The organism is Nocardioides sp. zg-1308 (genome assembly GCF_013155375.1).
Classification (GTDB): Bacteria; Actinomycetota; Actinomycetes; order Propionibacteriales; family Nocardioidaceae; genus Nocardioides; species Nocardioides renjunii.
The window spans coordinates 1,140,345-1,156,863 of the sequence record NZ_JABJQY010000002.1 but is presented as its reverse complement, the minus strand read 5'-3'; the positions used below and the strand labels follow the sequence as shown (position 1 = coordinate 1,156,863).

General features: G+C 70.8%; 17 protein-coding genes and 1 pseudogene. 9 read left to right on the top strand and 9 right to left on the bottom strand.

All coding sequences use genetic code 11. The features are described 5' to 3' along the window. Positions 1–240: 240 nt before the first annotated feature. From HN031_RS07350 to dnaA, 5 genes are all read right to left on the bottom strand, one after another. Positions 241–819 carry a DUF721 domain-containing protein gene (locus HN031_RS07350; protein WP_172268319.1) on the bottom strand — a complete coding sequence of 193 codons (579 nt, stop codon included), beginning with the start codon at positions 817–819 and terminating at the stop codon, positions 241–243. Then, the gene (gene recF, locus HN031_RS07345; RefSeq protein ID WP_172268316.1) at positions 812–1,957 is read right to left on the bottom strand and encodes a DNA replication/repair protein RecF; all 1,146 of its coding nucleotides are present in this window, start codon (positions 1,955–1,957) and stop codon (positions 812–814) included. Before recF ends, HN031_RS07350 begins: the two co-directional genes overlap by 8 nt. A 9-nt stretch (positions 1,958–1,966) precedes the next feature. Beyond that, positions 1,967–2,941, bottom strand: a complete 975-nt coding sequence (gnd, locus tag HN031_RS07340; protein WP_172268313.1) for a phosphogluconate dehydrogenase (NAD(+)-dependent, decarboxylating) — start codon at positions 2,939–2,941, stop codon at positions 1,967–1,969. Positions 2,942–3,099: 158 nt separating this feature from the next. Beyond that, positions 3,100–4,236 carry a DNA polymerase III subunit beta gene (gene dnaN, locus HN031_RS07335; RefSeq protein ID WP_172268310.1) on the bottom strand — a complete coding sequence of 379 codons (1,137 nt, stop codon included), beginning with the start codon at positions 4,234–4,236 and terminating at the stop codon, positions 3,100–3,102. Between the two features lie 425 nt (positions 4,237–4,661). Continuing rightward, positions 4,662–6,059, bottom strand: a complete 1,398-nt coding sequence (gene dnaA / locus HN031_RS07330) for a chromosomal replication initiator protein DnaA (protein WP_367650773.1) — start codon at positions 6,057–6,059, stop codon at positions 4,662–4,664. A gap of 569 nt (positions 6,060–6,628) precedes the next feature. Here dnaA and rpmH point away from each other — a divergent pair. From rpmH to HN031_RS07290, 8 genes are all read left to right on the top strand, one after another. Next, positions 6,629–6,766, top strand: a complete 138-nt coding sequence (rpmH, locus tag HN031_RS07325; RefSeq protein WP_056156542.1) for a 50S ribosomal protein L34 — start codon at positions 6,629–6,631, stop codon at positions 6,764–6,766. Then, complete coding sequence (gene rnpA, locus HN031_RS07320) at positions 6,705–7,145, top strand: ribonuclease P protein component (protein WP_367650686.1); 441 nt, start codon at positions 6,705–6,707, stop codon at positions 7,143–7,145. The genes rpmH and rnpA overlap by 62 nt, the downstream gene beginning before the upstream one ends. Beyond that, positions 7,142–7,396 (top strand): membrane protein insertion efficiency factor YidD, encoded by a 255-nt coding sequence (yidD, locus tag HN031_RS07315; protein WP_172268301.1) that lies wholly within the window; start codon positions 7,142–7,144, stop codon positions 7,394–7,396. The genes rnpA and yidD overlap by 4 nt, the downstream gene beginning before the upstream one ends. After that, positions 7,397–8,383: a membrane protein insertase YidC gene (gene yidC / locus HN031_RS07310; protein WP_367650685.1), complete on the top strand. Its 987-nt coding sequence runs from the start codon at positions 7,397–7,399 to the stop codon at positions 8,381–8,383. 180 nt (positions 8,384–8,563) lie between these two features. Continuing rightward, positions 8,564–9,019 (top strand): R3H domain-containing nucleic acid-binding protein, encoded by a 456-nt coding sequence (locus HN031_RS07305; RefSeq protein ID WP_253943249.1) that lies wholly within the window; start codon positions 8,564–8,566, stop codon positions 9,017–9,019. Positions 9,020–9,096: 77 nt separating this feature from the next. Next, positions 9,097–9,792 carry a 16S rRNA (guanine(527)-N(7))-methyltransferase RsmG gene (rsmG, locus tag HN031_RS07300; protein WP_367650684.1) on the top strand — a complete coding sequence of 232 codons (696 nt, stop codon included), beginning with the start codon at positions 9,097–9,099 and terminating at the stop codon, positions 9,790–9,792. Between the two features lie 289 nt (positions 9,793–10,081). Further along, positions 10,082–10,933, top strand: coding sequence for a ParA family protein (locus HN031_RS07295; RefSeq protein WP_216652278.1), 852 nt, complete (start codon positions 10,082–10,084; stop codon positions 10,931–10,933). Positions 10,934–10,994: 61 nt separating this feature from the next. Further along, the gene (locus tag HN031_RS07290; protein ID WP_172268295.1) at positions 10,995–12,011 is read left to right on the top strand and encodes a ParB/RepB/Spo0J family partition protein; all 1,017 of its coding nucleotides are present in this window, start codon (positions 10,995–10,997) and stop codon (positions 12,009–12,011) included. 196 nt (positions 12,012–12,207) lie between these two features. On the opposite strand, the gene HN031_RS07285 is transcribed toward HN031_RS07290, so the two are convergent. Both HN031_RS07285 and HN031_RS07280 read right to left on the bottom strand, forming a co-directional pair. Continuing rightward, entirely contained in the window at positions 12,208–12,975 is a 768-nt protein-coding gene (locus HN031_RS07285; RefSeq protein WP_172268292.1) for a 1-acyl-sn-glycerol-3-phosphate acyltransferase, read from the bottom strand. 64 nt (positions 12,976–13,039) lie between these two features. Next, positions 13,040–14,254, bottom strand: a complete 1,215-nt coding sequence (locus tag HN031_RS07280; protein WP_172268289.1) for a pyridoxal phosphate-dependent aminotransferase — start codon at positions 14,252–14,254, stop codon at positions 13,040–13,042. Positions 14,255–14,297: 43 nt separating this feature from the next. On the opposite strand from HN031_RS07280, the gene HN031_RS07275 reads away from it, so the two are divergent. Next, the gene (locus HN031_RS07275) at positions 14,298–14,942 is read left to right on the top strand and encodes a GNAT family N-acetyltransferase (RefSeq protein WP_172268286.1); all 645 of its coding nucleotides are present in this window, start codon (positions 14,298–14,300) and stop codon (positions 14,940–14,942) included. A 43-nt stretch (positions 14,943–14,985) separates the two neighbouring features. On the opposite strand, the gene trxA is transcribed toward HN031_RS07275, so the two are convergent. Together trxA and trxB are read right to left on the bottom strand one after the other, a co-directional pair. Continuing rightward, positions 14,986–15,309, bottom strand: a complete 324-nt coding sequence (gene trxA, locus HN031_RS07270; RefSeq protein ID WP_322423660.1) for a thioredoxin — start codon at positions 15,307–15,309, stop codon at positions 14,986–14,988. Between the two features lie 103 nt (positions 15,310–15,412). Then, positions 15,413–16,481: pseudogene (gene trxB / locus HN031_RS07265) on the bottom strand (thioredoxin-disulfide reductase). Positions 16,482–16,519: the final 38 nt, after the last annotated feature.

The following is a 16,519-nucleotide window of genomic DNA, read 5'->3' as shown; positions in this document are numbered from 1 at the left end:
GGGGCGCTCGACATGAGTCGAGTCGCTGCGGTTGCGGGGCAACACGACGTGCGACTCGTAAGCCCCATGCTACCCCTCAGCGGGGCTTCACCGAAGTAACCGCCCCGGGCGGGGGATGGATTCGGCGGCAAACATGCCCCCAGCGGCCCCATGGTGCCCGTTCACAGGCCCGAACAGGGGGGTCGGTGGGGCCCCATACGGTCCGGCGGCTCCCAGATCGGCAGATCGGGGCTCCCGGCATCACCCGTAGGTGTCGCGCGGTCCGCGCCCGTCCCGGCTGGAGAGCCGGCCCTTCTTCCAGCTCGGCAGGTGCGGGCCGAGGACCTCGATCAGGGTGACGGTGCCGTGCCCGAGCTCCTCGTTAAGGCGTCGTACGACGGTGGGCGCGAGCAGCTTGAGCTGGGTGGCCCAGGCCGTGGAGTCGGTCCGCACCACGAGCCGCCCGTCGTCGAACGACTCCGGGGTGCAGTGGTCGGCGACCTCGTCGCCGACCAGCTCGGCCCACCGCCCGAACACGCCCTGCACCTTGAGGTCGAGCTCCCAGCCGTGGTTGGCGACGAGCCGGCCCATCGCCTGCCCCAGCAGCTGGGGGTCGCGGTCGTCGGGCCGCGCGCCGGACGACGTCGTGGTCGTCCGCCGCCGGGTGCGGGAGGCCGGCCGCCGCGCGGGCGGCGTACCGGCGCTGGCAGCCGCGGCGCGGGCAGCGGCGCGCGCCAGGTCGAGGCCGTCCGGCTGGTGCTCGGGCTCGGGTGCGGCTCCTGGCTCGGCGACGTCGTCCCCGTCCGCCTCGTGTGGGGGATCGGGGCGCTCGTCACTCATCGCGCGTCACGGTCCCGTCGGCGACCAGGTAGCGCACACCCTGCAGGGACGCAGGTACGTCTGCCGCGACCGCCGCGGTGACCAGCACCTGCTCGGCGCCGGCGACGAGCTGCGCGAGCTGGCTGCGTCGCTCGGTGTCGAGCTCGGCGAAGACGTCGTCGAGGACGAGGATGGGGTCGTCGCCGTCGGCGCGCAGCAGGTCGTACGACGCCAGCCGCAGCGCGAGCGCGAAGGACCAGGACTCCCCGTGCGAGGCGTAGCCCTTGACCGGGAGCCGCAGCTCGGCGTTGCCCAGGGTGAGGAGCAGCTCGTCGCGGTGCGGGCCGACGAGCGAGATGCCGCGGTCGAGCTCCTCCTTGCGCTTCGCGGCGACCGCCTCCAGCAGCGCGGCCTGCAGCGCCTCCGTGGTGGCGGCCACCGACGTGAGGTCGATGCTCGCGCGATACTCGAGGTCGGCGTCGTCGCGGCTCGCGCCGCGTGCGACGGCCTCGTAGGCCTTGCCGAGGTAGGGCCGCAGGTCCTCCACCAGCGCCAGGCGGGCGCCGAGGACCTCGGCGCCGACGCGCGCGAGGTTGTCGTCCCAGATCTCGAGCGTCGACAGCGCCGCGTCACGCGAGGAGCCGCGGGCGAGCCCGGCCGTCTTCAGCAGGCTGTTGCGCTGCTTGAGGATCCGGTCGTAGTCCGAGCGCACCCCCGCCAGGCGGGGCGTACGCAGCATCAGCAGGTCGTCGAGGAGCTTGCGCCGGTCGGACGGGTCGCCCTTGACCAGGGTGAGGTCGTCGGGCGCGAAGACCACCGTCCGCACCAGGCCGATGATCTCGCGGGGGCGCGGCAGCGGGGAGCGGTTGATCCGGGCGCGGTTGGCACGACCCGGGTTGAGCTCGACCTCGAGGAGCGCGGTGCGACCCTCCTTGACCACCGAGGCGCGCACGATCGCCTGGTCGGCGCCGGCGCGGACGAGCGGCGCGTCGGTGGCGACACGGTGGGAGGACAGCCGCGAGAGGTAGTCGATCGCCTCGACGAGGTTGGTCTTGCCCTGGCCGTTGCGGCCGATGAAGGCCGTCGCCCCCGGCTCGAGCGCGACGTCGATGTCGGCGTAGGAGCGGAAGTCGTGGAGGGTGAGGTGGGCTACGTGCAAGGCATGGCCCTAGCTCTCGCTGGGCTCCTCCGTGGTGCCGGCGCCGGCCTTCTGCGACGTCTCGGTCTGGGGAGCCTGGCCGCCGCCCTCGGCGTCGCCGCCCTTGGGGGCCGGGGTCCGCACCGCGTGGCCGCCGAACTGGTTGCGCATCGCCGCGACGGCCTTCATGGCCGGGCTGTCGTCCTGGCGGGAGACGAACCGGGCGTAGAGCGCCGCGGTGATCGCCGGGGTGGCGACGGCGTGCTCGATGCCGGCCTCGACGGTCCACCGGCCCTCGCCGGAGTCCTCGGCGTAGCCGGCGATCTTGCTCAGGCCGGGGTCGTCGTCCAGGGCCGCGACCATGAGGTCGAGCAGCCACGAGCGGATGACGGTGCCCTCGCGCCAGGACCGGAAGACCTCGGTGACGTTGTCGACCATGTCGACCGCCTCGAGCAGCTCCCAGCCCTCGGCGTAGGACTGCATGATCGCGTACTCGATGCCGTTGTGGACCATCTTGGAGAAGTGGCCGGCGCCCACCTTGCCGGCGTGGACCGACCCGAAGTCACCCTCGGGCGCCAGGGCGTCGAAGGCCGGCTGCACCTTGGCGATGTCGGCCTCGTCGCCGCCGTACATCAGCGCGTAGCCGTTCTCCAGGCCCCACACGCCGCCGGAGACGCCGCAGTCGACATAGCCGATCTTCTTCTCCGCGAGCAGCTCGGCGTTGGCGAGGTCGTCGGTCCAGCGGGAGTTGCCGCCGTCGACCACGACGTCGCCCTCGCCGAGCAGCCCGGACAGCTCCCGGACCGTCGCGCGGGTCGGGTCGCCCGCCGGCACCATGACCCACACGACCTTGGGGCTCGGCAACGCCTCCACCAGCGCCTCGAGCGAGTCGACGTCGCTGACGTCGGGGTTGCGGTCGTAGCCGACGACCGTGAGTCCCGCGCGGCGCATGCGCTCGCGCATGTTGCCGCCCATCTTGCCCAGCCCGATGAGTCCGATGTCCATGTCACGAGACTAGCCGGGCACGAGGGGCGAGTGCACGGCGCGTCGAGGGAGGTCGAGTGGCGCCGCGACCCAGGGACGAGGTCGCGACGTGCTGTGTCGAGACCCCCTGATCGGGAAGTCTCGAAACACCGCTCGTGCCTCGCGGCTGCTCGACCAGGTTACGAGAGCAGGCGGCGCGGCATCAGCAGGTAGCGGAACGTGCCCGCGTCGTCGGCGGCGTCCGTCCCGGAGATGACGACCGGCTTGGTCGCCTGGGTGAAGGCGAGGTCGACGAACTCCCCGTCGATGGCGGTCAGGCCATCGAGCAGGAACTGCGGGTTGAAGCCGGTGGTCAGGTCGTCGCCGTTGATGTCGGCGTCGACGGCCTCGGTGGCCATCGCCTCGTCGCCAGACCCGGCGTCGAGCACGATCTGGTCCTCGCCGAACTTCATCTGGACCGCGGTGTTGCGCTCGGCCACCAGCGCGACGCGCTTGACGGTCTCGATGAGCTCGGCCTTGTTGACCTTGGCGACGGTGAGGTGCTCGGCCGGGAACAGCGACCGGACCTTGGGGAACTCCCCGTCGAGGAGGCGGGTCGTCGTACGACGCACGCCGCCCAGGCCGGTGCCCTCGAAGCCGATGAGGCCTTCGCCGGCGCCGCTGGCGCTCAGCGCGATGGTGACCTCGGCGCCCGAGGTGAGCGACTTGGCCGTGTCGCCGAGGACCTTGGCCGGCACGAGCGCCGCGACCGACTCGTCGGGCGACTGTGGGTTCCAGGTCAGCTCGCGGTGCGAGAGGCGGAAGCGGTCGGTGGCCAGCAGCGCCATCGTGGAGCCGTCGATCTCGATGCGTACGCCGGTGAGCACGGGCAGCATGTCGTCGCGGCCGGCCGCCGTGACCGCCTGGGAGACGGCGTGGGCGAAGTCGGCGCTGGACACGGTGCCGGTGGCGGACGGCATCTCGGGGAGCGTGGGGTAGTCAGCGACCGGCATGGTCTGGAGGCTGAACCGGGCCGAGCCGCAGGTCAGCGAGACACGGGGTCCCTCGAGGGTCAGCTCGACCGGCTTGGCGGGCAGGCTGCGGCAGATGTCGGCGAGGAGCCGGCCGCTGACAAGGGCCTTGCCCTCGTCGTTGACCTCGGCGGTCAGCGTGGCGCGGGCCGAGGTCTCGTAGTCGAAGGTGGAGAGCACCAGGCCGGCGTCGCTCGCCTCGATGAGCAGCCCGGCGAGGACCGGCGAGCTCGGGCGGACCGGGAGGCTGCGGGCCGCCCAGGCAACGGCATCGGCGAAGACGTCGCGTTCGACGCGGAACTTCACAAGGGTCTCCTCGAGGAGGGGTGGAGCGTTCGGGTGGCAGGCAGGCAGGAACCACACATGTGCGTGTGGGAAGTGCATCCTGCCACGCGCCGCGGTGGCCGCGGCAGGGTTCTCCCCAGAGGACGGGCCGTTCGGTGTTGGTGGGAGAGGGGACCAGTCTTCAGGTCCATAGTCGTCATAGGGTCCGTGGAAACTGTGGATGAGCGGCGTTCGTGCAGGTCAGGGCCCGGAAACCATGTGGATGACGGGTGTGGACGCAGCACGGCCCCACTGGCGGTGGGTGTGGACGCCGGGCCGGTTCGTGTCGTTCGTCCCGGCGCATCCACAGGGGGTGGGGACGACGGGCCGGACCGAACCACATGTTCTCCACACGCCAGTGGCTGGCGGCACGGTCCGCAGGACCGGCCGCCTCGTGGGGGCGGGCCTCAGGCCTGGCGGGCCTGCATCTTCACCCGGTTGGTCAGCTCGCTGACCTGGTTGAAGACAGCGCGGCGCTCGGCGAGCAGCTGGCGGATCTTGCGGTCTGCGTACATGACCGTCGTGTGGTCGCGCCCACCGAACTCGCGCCCGATCTGGGGCAGCGACATCGAGGTCAGCTCGCGGCAGAGGTACATCCCGATCTGGCGCGCCATCACCAGGTGCCGACCGCGCGAGGGGCCGGTGAGGTCCTCGAGCGAGACGCCGAAGTAGGCGGCGGTCTGGGCGATGATCAGCGCGTGGGTGATCTCCGGCTCGCCGCCCTCGGGGATCAGGTCCTTGAGGACGATCTCGGCCAGCGTCATGTCGACCTCCTGGCGGTTGAGGTTGGCGAACGCCGTGACCCGGATCAGGGCACCCTCGAGCTCGCGGATGTTGGTCTGGATCTTGGAGGCGATGAACTCGAGCACGTCCGGCGGCGCCGTGAGCCGGTCCATCGCCGCCTTCTTGCGCAGGATCGCGATGCGGGTCTCGAGGTCGGGCGGCTGGACGTCGGTGATCAGCCCCCACTCGAACCGGTTGCGCAGCCGGTCCTCGAGCGCCTCGAGCCGCTTGGGCGCCCGGTCGGAGGTCAGCACGATCTGCTTGTTGGCGTTGTGGAGGGTGTTGAACGTGTGGAAGAACTCCTCCTGGGTCTGCGTCTTGCCCTCGAGGAACTGGATGTCGTCGATCAGCAGCACGTCCACGTCGCGGTAGCGCCGCTTGAAGCGGTCCTGGCGGTCGTCACGGATCGCGTTGATGAACTCGTTGGTGAACTCCTCGCTCGAGACGTAGCGCACCTTGGCGTTGCTGTAGAGGCTGCGGACGTAGTGGCCGATCGCGTGCAGCAGGTGGGTCTTGCCGAGGCCGGACTCGCCGTAGACCAGGAGCGGGTTGTAGGCCTTGCCGGGCGCCTCAGCGACGGCCACCGCGGCCGCGTGCGGGAAGCGGTTGGACGACCCGATGACGAACGTCTCGAACGTGTACTTGGGGTTGAGCCGCGTCTCGAGGGCCGACGGGCGGCGCTCGCTCGGGCCGGGGCTCGGCTCGTGCTCGACCATGGCCGGCGGGGTCGGGTCGAAGGCTTGGTGGTCGTTTATCGACAAAGAGACAGATCGATCTGGCGATTCATCGACCGGGACCAGCTGCTGGGCATCCTCGAGCGCGGGGTTGACCGTGACGAGCATCCGGATCTCACGACCGAAGGCCTCGCTGAGCGCGTCCTCGATGTGGTTGCGGAGCCGGCCCTCGAGCTGGTTGCGGGTGAAGTCGTTGGGCACCGCGATGATCGCCGTGTTCTCGTGCACGGTCATCGGGACGCTGGGTCGCAGCCAGGCCCGCTGGTTGGGCTGGAGGTCCTCGACGATCTGCTGCCACGCCGTCTGGAGGTCTACCTGCTGCTCATCCACCGGATCGCCTTGCTTTCCACCGTCATCGTGCCCTGATGCCTGACCCGGTGCGTCTCGCACGGGCTCTTGCAGCCGCAACAGTCCACAGAGTTCTCCACAAGCTGTGAACTGCTTGGCCCGACCATCGGGATCGGGTCTCCAAGCCTGCTGCAGCCGGCGATCCTTCCAGCGTTCGTGCAGGTCAGAGGCGGTTCTCGGTGCCGTGTGACCTGGGTCACGGTGCGGCGCTGACCCTGGATGAACCGTGGTTTCGGCGGACCGCGGAGGGGTGGAACGTAACAAGGCGGCGCGGCCCTGGGCAAGACGTCATCCACAGGCGGCCCCCCAGGCCGACGCCGTGGGTTTGACCCCCTGTTTCCCCACCGCGTACCGTTGGCCGGTCGCTCCGTGTCGACGGGTGCCGCATGTCCACGATCCGCCTCCTGGTGGCCACGTGGGCGGGCGGTGCCGGCCGAAGAATGGACATCCGGGCCAGCACCGATCTCGCTGTGGAGTGGACATCCCTCGAAACCTTCGGAGAAAAAGCCGTGAGCAAGCGTACCTACCAGCCGAACAACCGTCGCCGCCACAAGGTGCACGGCTTCCGCCTGCGCATGCGGACCCGTGCCGGCCGCTCGATCCTGTCCAGCCGCCGCCGCAAGGGCCGCAAGAGCCTGGCCGTCTGACGGCCAGGGCTCGCGGCACCGCGCCGTGCTCTCCGCTGGCCACCGGCTGACAGACAGCGCCGCCTTCCGGCGCACCGTCCGCAGCGGGCGGCGTGCCGGCAGCTCCACGCTCGTCGTCCACCTGTGGGTGGACGGCCAGGCGGCTCCGGGACCTGCGCAGGTGGGTTTCACGGTGAGCAAGGCCGTGGGCAACGCCGCCACGCGCAACCGCGTGAAGAGACGACTGCGGCACCTGACCCGGGAGCACCTCCCGTCACTGGAGGAGCTCCCGGGTCGTGCTGCACTCGTGGTCCGTGCGCTCCCCGCGTCGGCCGAGGCGTCGTACACCGCCCTCGGTGCGGACCTGGGCCGTACGCTCGAGCGCGTGAGCACGGCATGAAGCACCTCCTCATCGCCGTCATCCGCGCGTGGCGGTTCGCGATCAGCCCGCTCTACGGGCAGGTCTGCCGCTACCACCCGAGCTGCTCGGCGTACGCGCTCGAGGCCGTCACCGAGCACGGCGCCACCCGTGGCACCTGGCTGTCCGTACGCCGCCTGACCCGGTGCCACCCCTGGGCCGCCGGCGGCTACGACCCCGTTCCCTCCCGCACCGCACCGGTCGCGGAGTCCCCTGCAACACGAGGAGCTTGAGTGCTCGACTTCTTCGGTGACATCGGCGGCGCCATCATGGCGCCGCTCTACTACGTCATCTCCGCGGTCCTGGTGGGCTTCCACACGCTGTTCGGCAGCATCTTCGGCGAGGCGTCGGGCATCGCCTGGGTGCTGTCGATCATCGGGCTGACCCTCGTGATCCGGATCGCGCTGATCCCGCTGTTCGTGAAGCAGATCAAGTCGAGCCGCAACATGCAGCTGATCCAGCCGAAGGTGCGCGAGCTGCAGAAGAAGTACGGGCACGACCGGGAGAAGCTCGCCCAGGAGACGATGAAGCTCTACAAGGACTCGGGCACCAACCCGTTCGCCTCGTGCCTCCCGATCCTGCTGCAGATGCCGATCTTCCTCGCGCTGTTCCGGCTGATCGACCAGGCCGCGAAGAACCCCGAGGTCGAGCGCGGGCTGATGACCACGCAGCTCAACGAGCAGTTCGGCGACGCGGTGTTCCTCGGCGCCAAGATCTCGGACACCTTCCTCAACACCGACGACCTCGGCGTGCGAGTCCTCGCTGCCGTGCTCGTCCTCGCCATGACGGCGACCACGTTCCTGACCCAGCGCCAGCTGATGAGCAAGAACATGCCGGCGGACGCCCTGTCGGGCCCCTACGCGCAGCAGCAGAAGATGCTGCTCTACGTGCTCCCGGTCGTGTTCGCCGTCGGCGGCATCGCGTTCCCGGTGGGCGTCCTCTTCTACTGGACCACCTCCAACCTGTGGACCATGGGCCAGCAGTTCTACGTCATCCGCAACAACCCCGCCCCCGGCACCCCCGCGGCCCAGGCCAAGGAGGACCGGGACCGGGCGAAGGCCGAGCGCAAGGGCATCAAGACGCCCGCGATGCTCGAGGAGGAGCGGCTGGCGGCCGAGGCCGAGGCCCGTCGCCAGGAGCAGGCGCAGGCGCGGCAGCAGCCGCAGCGGCAGACGCGCTCCCAGCGCAACAACGCCCAGCGCAACAAGAAGAAGCGCTGACCCCACGATTCTCTGCGTGCCGCCGGCGGCACCACATCCCGATCGAAGCAGGAGACACACGTGAGTGAGCAGTTGACCGACGGCGACGCCGTCGAGAACGAGGCCACGGAGCCGCAGGACGAGCTGGACGCGGGCGCCCAGGACGACGGCAAGGCGGGCGACAGCCCCCGCCCGTCCAAGCTGCAGCGCCTCGAGCACGAGGGCGACATCGCCGCGGACTACCTCGAGGAGCTCCTCGACATCGCCGACCTCGACGGTGACCTCGACATGGACGTCGAGGGGGACCGCGCCAGCGTGCAGATCGGCGGCGCCGACCTCAGCCTGCTCGTGGGCCGCAACGGTGAGGTGCTCGAGGCCCTCCAGGAGCTCACCCGCCTGGCTGTCTACCGGGAGACGGGCGAGCGCTCGCGGCTGATGCTCGACGTGGGTGGACACCGCGCGCAGCAGCGGACCCGCCTGCTCGCCCTGGCCGAGACGTCGATCGCCGAGGTCCGCGCGTCGGGTGAGTCGCTCTCGCTCGAGCCGATGAGCGCATTCGAGCGCAAGGTCGTGCACGACGCTGTGGCCACGGCCGGGCTGACCTCCGAGTCCGAGGGCGCCGAGCCGAACCGTCACGTGGTGATCCTCCCGGCGTGAGCGACGACGTTTCACGTGAAACCGAGGGGTCGAGTGGGCCCCCCGGGGCCGCATCGAGACCACCCTCCGTGCCCGCGGTGGCCCGGAGGGTGTTCGCGTCCGACCGCCTGCCGCTCGCCGAGCGCTACACGGAGCTGCTGGCCACGGAGGGAGTGGTGCGCGGCCTGATCGGTCCGCGCGAGGCCCCCCGCCTGTGGGAGCGGCACGTGCTCAACTCGGCGGTGCTGGCCGAGGCGGTCCCCGAGAGCTCGACCGTCTGTGACATCGGGACGGGCGCGGGGCTGCCCGGTCTCGTCCTGGCGATCGCCCGGCCCGACCTGCAGCTGACGCTCGTGGAGCCACTCCTGCGGCGTACGACGTTCCTGGACGAGGTGGTCGCCGAGCTCGGTCTCGACCACGTGCGCGTGGTGCGCGCTCGTGCGGAGGAGCTGCACGGCGCGTCGACCTTCGACGTGGTCACGTCGCGTGCGGTCGCGCCCCTCGAGCGGCTGCTGGGATGGTCGATGCCGCTCGTGGCACCCACCGGTGCGCTCGTCGCGATGAAGGGCTCGTCGGTCCGCGACGAGATCGACGAGGCCCGGGCCTTTCTCGACCGGTGGCGCTGTGCCCCTCCCGAGGTGCTGGAGGCCGGAGTCGACGTCGTCGATCCACCGACCACCCTCGTCCGGGTGTCGTGGGCCGACCCGTCCCGGATAGGTTGGCCCCTTGCTCGAACGTCCGAGCGACGGCGCGACCGTCGCAACCATCGTGCAGTGAAGCGAGAGGTGTCCTGACGTGAGCGAACGTCCCGCCGCCGACATGGACCACGGAACAGCTGCCGGAGCCTCCGATGGGTTATCCACCGGTCCTCACGCCGGTTCTGAGCGCAGTTATCCACAGTCCGCCCCGGTTCCTCCACAGGACGCGGGTGCGGATGGTGTTTCACGTGAAACCTCCGCCGTGTCTGTTTCACGTGAAACACGCCCCATCTGGGCGCCTCACACGGCGGGCGACAAGGCGGAGCAGGACGCCCACTTCGCGGATCCGGGCACGCCGCTCGCCCAGGCGGCTCAGCACTCCGTCCTGGCCCGCACGGGCGGCCTCCGGAAGCAGGGCGTCCCGCGTCCCGAGGCCACCCGCGTGCTCGTCGTCGCGAACCAGAAGGGTGGGGTCGGGAAGACCACCTCCACCGTGAATGTGGCGGCCGGACTGGCGCAGCTCGGGCAGAGGGTCCTCGTCATCGATCTCGACCCCCAGGGCAACGCGTCCACCGCGCTCGGGGTGGAGCACCACCGCGGCGTGCCGTCGACGTACGACATGCTGGTCGAGGGCCGGCCACTGGTCGAGGTGATGACCGAGTGCGCCGACCTGCCGGGGCTGTGGGCCGTACCGGCCACGATCGACCTCGCTGGTGCCGAGATCGAGCTGGTGAGCGTCGTGGCGCGCGAGCAGCGCCTCGCGCGGGCGATCGCTGCGCACCCGCTGGTCGGCAGTGCCGCCGAGGTCGGCGACGACCGGTTCGACTACGTGCTCGTGGACTGCCCACCCTCGCTGGGCCTGCTGACCCTCAATGCGCTGGTCGCCGGTCGGGAGATGTTCATCCCGATCCAGGCGGAGTACTACGCCCTCGAAGGTCTCGGCATGCTCCTCGAGACCGTGGAGATGGTGCGCCAGCACCTCAACCCGGACCTCGTCATCTCGACGATCCTCCTGACGATGTACGACGCCCGCACCCGGCTCGCCGCCGGGGTGGCCGAGGAGGTCCGGAGCCACTTCGGCGACCAGGTCCTCAAGACCGCGGTCCCGCGCTCGGTGCGCGTCTCCGAGGCGCCGTCCTACGGGCAGACCGTGATGACCTACGATCCTGCGTCGGCGGGCGCCCTCTCCTACCTCGAGGCGGCCCGCGAGATCGCCAGCAAGGGAGCACCCGCATGAGCACCGTACGACGTTCCTCTCCGCCGCTCCCCTTCCCCGAACAACGCCGCGAGGACCGCGCATGAACGCCGCCACGCCGCCCCGTCGTGGTCTCGGCCGGGGCCTGGGATCGCTGATCCCGACCTCCCCCAGCCAGCCGACCACGTCCGACGCCCGCAGCGCGGGGTCGCCCGACCACTCCCCGGGCCCCTCGAACGGCACTGCCGTGGCCACCTCGGGCGCCGATGTCGACTCGACCGCCGACGGTGCCGGCCTGACCGCGGTGGCGGGCGCGTACTTCGCCGAGCTCCCGATCACCCAGGTCCGACCCAACGCCCGGCAGCCACGCCAGGTCTTCGACCAGGATGCCCTCGCCGAGCTGGTCCACTCCATCCGCGAGGTGGGGCTGCTGCAGCCGGTCGTCGTGCGCAGGAGCGGCACGGACTCGTACGAACTGATCATGGGCGAGCGCCGATGGCGCGCCTCGCAGGAGGCCGGTCGCGAGACGATCCCCGCCATCGTCCGGGAGACCGACGACGACGACATGCTGCGCGACGCGCTGCTGGAGAACCTCCACCGCTCGCAGCTCAACCCGCTCGAGGAGGCCGCGGCCTACGGCCAGCTGCTCGAGGACTTCGGCTGCACGCACGAGGAGCTCGCGCAGCGCATCGGTCGCTCGCGACCCCAGATCTCCAACACGCTGCGCCTGCTCAAGCTGTCGCCGGCCGTCCAGCGTCGTGTGGCGGCCGGCGTGCTGTCCGCCGGCCACGCGCGCGCCCTGCTCAGCGTCGAGGACGCCGGCCTGCAGGACCGGCTCGCCGCCCGGGTGACCGCCGAGGGCATCTCCGTGCGCGGGTTGGAGGAGATCGTCTCGGTGGGCGTCGAGGACAGCGGCGCTCCGCGCGTCGTACGCCGCAAGCCCGTCGCTCCCGGCCTCGCCGAGCTGGCCGACCGGCTCTCGGACCGGCTGGAGACCCGCGTCAAGGTCGACCTGGGCAAGGCCAAGGGCAAGATCACCGTCGAGTTCGCCAGCCTCGACGACCTCCGTCGCATCGTCGACGTCATGGACCCGCGCAACCGGGACGACCGCCCGATCTGAGGCCGGCGACCGAGATCACCCTCCGGTCCGTCAGCGCGGTAGTCCCCATCAAACGGGTCGTGCCAGGCGCCCACGGGCGACCCGAATGATGGGGACTACCCCGGCCCGAGCCCGAGAAGGACGGGCGGCACGCTCAGAACGCCCCGGAATGTCGACAAATCCACATGACGACCTGTCGACAGGTCGTCATGTCGACCTAGCGCTTTGCCCGCTTCTCGGACCGCCGACGGGCACGGTCTCGCTTCTCGGCGAGGTCCATGGCCGCCGCCTCCTCGGGCGTGGGGGCACCGCCGCCCATCGACGCCGGCACCCACCAGGCGCCCGGCGGCTGCTCGGCGGCCGGGTAGGCGCGCACCGTCTCCGCCAGCAGCTCGACCATCCGCGCCCGCAGCACGGCGGTCTCCGCGACAGGGTCGTCACCGGTGGGGTGCAGCGGCTCGCCGACGCGGATGGCGATGGTCTTGCCGCGGGAGAAGTCGCGCGGGTGGTCCTTGGTCATCATCCGCTGCGTGCCCCACAGGATGACCGGCAGCACCGGTACGCCGGCCGCCGCCGCGATGCGTACGGCTCCGGTCTTGAGCTCCTTGAGCTCCATCGAGCGCGAGATCGTCGCCTCCGGGAAGATGCCGACCGCGTCACCGGCCCGGAGCCGCTCGACGGCGGCGTGGAAGCTGGCGATGCCCTCGCCGCGGTCGACCTCGATGTGGTGCATCGAGCGCATCACCGGGCCGCCCACGGCGTGGTCGAAGATCTCCCGCTTGGCCATGAAGCGCACGAGGCGTCCCGACGGGTTCGCGGCCAGCCCGCCGTAGATGAAGTCCAGGTAGCTCACGTGGTTGAAGGCCAGCAGCACGCCGCCCTCGCGCGGCACGTGCTCGGTGCCCGTCATCTGGAAGCGCTGGCCGAGCGCCCGGAACGCCGCCTTCGCGGTCAGGATGATCGGCGGGTAGGTCACGTCGCGCATGGGGGGAGCCTAGGGTCCCGCGCAGAGGCGGGCGAGCCTTCGTGACAGGCGACTCACCGCGTCGTCAGCGCCGGGTGGCGAGGAAGTCGGCGATCCGGCCGATGGCCTCCTCGAGGACGCTCGCCTCCGGCAGCGTGACGAGCCGGAAGTGGTCGGGGGTGGGCCAGTTGAAGCCCGTCCCGTGCGTCACGAGGATCTTCTTGGCCCGCAGCAGGTCGATGACGAAGGCCTGGTCATCCTCGATCGCGTAGACCTCGGGGTCCAGGCGCGGGAAGCAGTAGAGCGCGCCACGCGGCCTGACGTTGCTGACGCCCGGGATGGCGTTGAGCAGGTCGTGGGCGAGCATCGACTGCTCGTAGAAGCGGCCACCGGGCCCGATGAGCTCCTCGACCGACTGGTAGCCGCCCAGCGCCGTCTGGATCGCGTGCTGCGCCGGGACGTTGGCGCACATCCGCATGTTGGCGATGAGGGTGAGCCCCTCGAGGAAGTCGGTCGCCAGCTCCTTGGGGCCGGAGATCATCACCCAGCCGGCGCGGAAGCCGCAGACGCGGTAGGCCTTCGAGAGCCCGGAGAAGGTCAGGCACAGCACGTCGTTGCCGCCGTGGGTGGCGACGTGGTGGTGCTGCGCGTCCTCGAACAGGATCTTCTCGTAGATCTCGTCGGCCATCACGACCAGCTGGTGCCGGCGCGCGATGTCGACCAACGCCTTGACCGTCGCCTCGCTGTAGACGGCGCCCGTCGGGTTGTTGGGGTTGATGATCACCAGGGCGTGGGTGTTCTCGGTGATCTTCGCCTCGATGTCGGCGAGGTCCGGGTTCCAGTTGTCGTCCTCGTCGCAGCGGTAGTGCACCGGGATGCCGCCGGCGAGCGTGACAGCGCCCGTCCACAGCGGGTAGTCCGGCGACGGGACGAGGATCTCGTTGCCGTCGTCGACGAAGGCCTGCAGCACCATCGAGATCAGCTCGGAGACGCCGTTGCCGATGAAGATGTCCTCCACCCCGACGTCGCGCAGGCCGTGGGACTGGTAGTAGTGCATGACCGCGGTCCGGGCCGACCAGATCCCCTGCGAGTCGGCGTACCCCTGCGACTGCGGCAGGTGGTGCATCATGTCGGCGAGGATCTGCTCGGGGGCCTCGAAGCCGAACGGCGCGGTGTTGCCGATGTTGAGCTTGAGGATCCGGTGGCCCTCGGCCTCGAGCCGCTGCGCCTCGACGAGGATCGGCCCGCGCACGTCGTAGCGGACGCCTTGCAGCTTCTTGCTCTGTCGGATCGGTCGCACGGCGCCATCCTCTCAGGCGCCGTCGTGCCCTAGCATCGAGGACGTGTCCCGCAAGACCGCGCGCCTGACGGTCGACCACCTCGCGGAGCTGGCCGACCCGGTCCGGGCGTGCCTGTTCTGGGAGCTGGGCCCGGTCGACCGGGCCCGGCTCGACGAGCAGCAGCGCGTCGCGGAGAAGGAGCGCTGGCTCTCCGGGGTCCTGCGCGACTGGGGCTCGTGCGGCCGCGTGGTGCGCGTCGACGGCCGGACGGTCGGTCACATCGTCTACGCCCCCGCCGCCTACCTGCCCGGGGCGGCGGCGCTGCCGACCGCGACGACCTCGCCCGAGGTCGTGGTCGCGGCGACCGCGTGGATCGACCCCGGGCTGCGCGGCGGCGGGCTGGGGCGGGTGCTGGTGCAGGCGATGGCCGCCGACCTCGTCGAGCGCGGGCACACCGCGATCGAGGCGTACGGCGACACGCGCGGCCGGCCGGACGGGTGCGTGCTGCCGGCGGAGTTCCTCGGCAGCGTCGGCTTCCGGACGCAGCGCGCCCACCCCACGACCCCGAGGATGCGGATGGACCTGCGCACCACCCTGCGGTGGAAGGACGAGGTGGAGCTGGCGCTGGAGCGCATGTGGGGCGTCGTGCGGCCCACGCAGAAGGCGACCCGCCCGATCGGATCGGTGCGGGCCGCCTCAGGCGACTAGACCACGCCCCCGTCGAGCGCGCCAGCGCGCTCGACTGGGTGTCTCAGATGAGGCCCTCGAGCTCCTTGAGGAGCGCGGCCTTGGGCTTGGCGCCCACGATGGACTTCACGACCTCGCCGCCCTGGTAGACGTTGATGGTCGGGATGCCGGTGACGCGGTAGGACGAGGGGGTCACGGGGTTCTCGTCGACGTTCATCTTGAGGAACGTCAGCTTCTCACCGTGCTCCTTGTTGAGCTCGTCGAGGATCGGGGCGACCTGGCGGCACGGACCGCACCACTCCGCCCAGAAGTCCACCAGGACGGGCTTGTCGGACTTGAGGACCTGCGCCTCGAACTCGGCGTCGGTCACGGCGGCGATGTTGGCCACGGGAGTGCCCTTTCGTTGGTCGTGTGGGGGGACATCCGAGTCAACACCACCCCACCGACACTTGTTCCCGGCGTCGGTGGGCGGGTCGCCCCGGACGGGAGCCTCAGGCTCCGGCGGTCTGGACCTCTTCCTCGATCGCCTGGACCACCGCGGCGGCCTCGCCGGCCGTGGAGGCCTCGTGGTCGAGGGCGGCGATGAAGCGCTCGGCGTCGAGCGCGGCCGCGCAGCCGGTGCCGGCGGCGGTGATCGCCTGGCGGTAGTGGTGGTCGACGAGGTCGCCCGCGGCGAACACCCCGGGCAGGTTGGTCGCGGTCGACGGGTGGCCGACGAGGACGTAGCCGTCGTCGTCGAGGTCGACCTGGCCGGTCAGCAGCTCCGAGCGCGGGTCGTGCCCGATGGCGATGAAGAGGCCCGTGACGTCGAGCTGTCGCTCCTCGCCGGTGATGGTGTCGCGCAGTGTGATCGACTCGAGGCGGTCACCGCCGTTGATCGCGGCGACCTCCGAGTTCCACACCATCTCGAGCTTGGGGTCGGCGAAGGCGCGCTCCTGCATGATCTTCGAGGCGCGCAGCTCGTCGCGGCGGTGGATGAGGTAGACCTTCGAGCCGAAGCGGGTCAGGAAGGTGGCCTCCTCGATCGCGGAGTCGCCGCCGCCCACCACGGCGATGGCCTGCTCGCGGAAGAAGAACCCGTCGCAGGTGGCGCACCACGAGACGCCGCGACCCGAGAGCTCGTCCTCGCGCGGCAGGCCGAGCTTGCGGTAGCCCGAGCCCGTCGCGAGGATCACCGAGCGCGCGGTGTAGGTGTCGGTGGCCGTCTTCACGACCTTCACGTCACCGGTGAGGTCGACCTCGACGACGTCGTCGGCGATCAGCTCGGCGCCGAAGCGCTCGGCCTGGGCGCGCATCTCGTCCATCAGCGCCGGGCCCATGATCCCGTCGCGGAAGCCGGGGAAGTTCTCCACCTCGGTGGTGTTCATCAGCGCGCCGCCGGCCGTCACCGACCCCTCGAGCACGAGCGGCTGGAGAGCTGCACGGGCCGCGTAGACGGCGGCCGTGTAGCCCGAGGGCCCCGAACCGATGATGATGACGTTGCGGGTCTCGGTGCTGGTGCTCATGAGCGGTCAGTGACTCCTGAAGGTGCGGCTGGGTGGGGCTGGAGGTGGGGCGTATGACGTCCTCAACCGATCGTAGGCCAGCGTTCTTCCCGA